Origin of the sequence: Caballeronia sp. (genome assembly GCF_049581465.1) — a bacterium.
Classification (GTDB): domain Bacteria; phylum Pseudomonadota; class Gammaproteobacteria; order Burkholderiales; family Burkholderiaceae; genus Caballeronia.
This window is the reverse complement of record NZ_JBAUSA010001241.1, coordinates 1-2,145: the sequence shown is the minus strand read 5'-3', so window position 1 is coordinate 2,145 and position 2,145 is coordinate 1. Positions and strand designations below refer to the sequence as shown.

Sequence of the window (2,145 nt, the reverse complement as noted above, 5' to 3'; positions counted from 1 at the left end):
AGGGCCGGCGGCACATCAGGCGAACTGAAGGGATAGTCCGGATCGGGTTCGATGGTGAGTGACGCCGGCGGCTTGCCGAGCAGCACGGCAATCGCGTGCTCGTCCTGCTCGCGTATCGTTTCGGTCGCCTGCAGGTCGGCGATCACTATCTCGAGGTTCTGCTGCGCGTTGAGCACGTCGTCGTTCGATGCTTCGCCTACTGCGAACCCGGATTGCGTCATCGAGAGAATCCGGCCGTCGATGTCCTGCTGCTCCTTGAGCGCGTGACTGTCGAAGTCGGCCTGGCGCAGTTGGAAGTAGTCAGTCGCAACACTCGCCGCAATCGAGATACGCTCACCGGCAAGCTGCGCATCCGACGCCTGGGCGTTCGCTTTCGCTTCCTGGATCTGGCGCCGGATCTGCCCCCATAAGTCGAGTTCCCAACTGACGGTTCCGGTAACGTTCACGCTGTTGCCCGCCGGGGAAATCGACGAACCCGAAGTCGCGAGCGCTCCGATGTTGCCGCCGGAACGCGCACCGCCGACGCCCGCCTTGACGACCGGAAACAGGCCCGACTGGTTGCCCTCCACGGTCGCGAGCGCGACGCGATAGGCGGCTTCCGCCGCTGCGATCGACTGGTTTGCCTGCAACGCCTGCTCGACGAGACCATTGAGCTTGTCGTCGTTATACATGCGCCACCACGTGCTTGAGATCGCAGCCTGCGGATTCGCCTCGGCGCGCTGCCAGTCGACGCCCTCCTTGAACCCTTCCGGCACCTGGACCTCGGGTTTGCGATAGTCCGGGCCGACCATGCACGCCGCAAGGGACGTGGTGATGGCGAGCGCGACGGCGCTGTTAAGCACGCGCCGTGATCGGGAGCGTGTAGCCTGTTTGTAAGTAAGACGAAAGGTCTGCGAATCATCTTTCAAGCGTATTCTCCTGTGTCGACCGGAGTTAGCGCTTACTCTGGTCCCATGCAGACTCGTTCTGCATACGGATCAACAGTCCGACAACGAGACGCAACGAGACGACACTTTGTATATTTAACTACCTTAAAAAAAAAATTCAATCTCGACCGTTGCTGCGGACGCGATCTGATTAGATCGGCGGCGCGATGGAATCCTTCGCGACCACCCCTCGCTGCGCCACAAACGCCGCCTGCGCAGCAGGCGTCGCGACCCCGAAAGCTTGGTTGTCTGGCGTCAGGTTGCTGCCGGTGTTGTCACATTGGCAGGATAGTCGAGTAAGCTCATCACGCCATTGTGAGCATGTCGGGACGCGATTCACCACACCTCGCCGCGGGGCAATCAACGACAGCACGGCCTCTATTTATTAATCAGGATTCCGAATTTATCTAGGTAAAACGTCGCTCATCTGCGGCCGCCTCATCCAACGACGGTATTCGCGGAGCAGATAGACTTACGGGGTTCTTGAGCAGGCTTACCGGAGGACGACGACCTGTCGCCGCCGCTTTCTTGCGGCGATATCCGAACCGATACGCAGGGTGATCATGACAGGACTAGAAGGCGATACGCAGTCTACAAATGCATTGCTGATGCCTCCAGCCAGACGCGCTAGACCTGGTTCAACTCAGGTAATGGCGCTCCGCTTAGTGGCAGCGGTTTTCCCAATGGTGATGCACGCGGACCTTATGGCATTCGCGATGATGATTTGGTGCGGCAACTGCGGCATTGATCGAAGCAAACGAAGTAACAGCGAGCAACGCTGCAAGAATGACTTTTTTCATTGAGGAATTTATCCAATAGTGGGGAGGCGATGCTAGCAGCCCAACATTACATTTTGATTTTGGTCTTGGTGGTGCCTGATTTCGAGAGACTCGACTGAGTTTTGCAATGCGGGGACCGGATCGGATCAATCTGCCATTTCCAGCACTCGATAGTCCGTATAACCGGTTTCGGACATAGCGTGATGAATGAGCGGACCGAAGTCCGGTTCTCACGCCAGCGGCTATCCATGGAAGGCGTTGTTAGGCGTCGAGCAACCCCGGGCGTGAAGTTCCCGGGGATCATTGACGTCGCGGCCTGACCCGACGGGCGACCGCACCTGTGCCGTCAGTGCGGCGTCGCGTCGTTCAGATACACGCCCGCCGACAGCCCGGCCTTTACCTGCCGCGTGAACTCGTCGGTGGACACTTCCTCTGCGCCG

Annotated in this window: 2 protein-coding genes and 1 pseudogene; all 3 read right to left on the bottom strand. The window is 58.9% G+C overall.

Annotation, left to right across the window (positions count from 1 at the left end; genetic code table 11):
- A partial coding sequence (locus WCA53_RS30285; RefSeq protein WP_423920079.1) for a TolC family protein occupies positions 1 to 908 on the bottom strand: 908 nt, incomplete at its 3' end.
- Positions 909 to 1,588: 680 nt separating this feature from the next.
- The gene (locus WCA53_RS30280; protein WP_423920074.1) at positions 1,589 to 1,726 is read right to left on the bottom strand and encodes a hypothetical protein; all 138 of its coding nucleotides are present in this window, start codon (positions 1,724 to 1,726) and stop codon (positions 1,589 to 1,591) included.
- Positions 1,727 to 2,051: 325 nt separating this feature from the next.
- Positions 2,052 to 2,145: pseudogene (locus tag WCA53_RS30275) on the bottom strand (short-chain dehydrogenase); the annotation flags it as partial.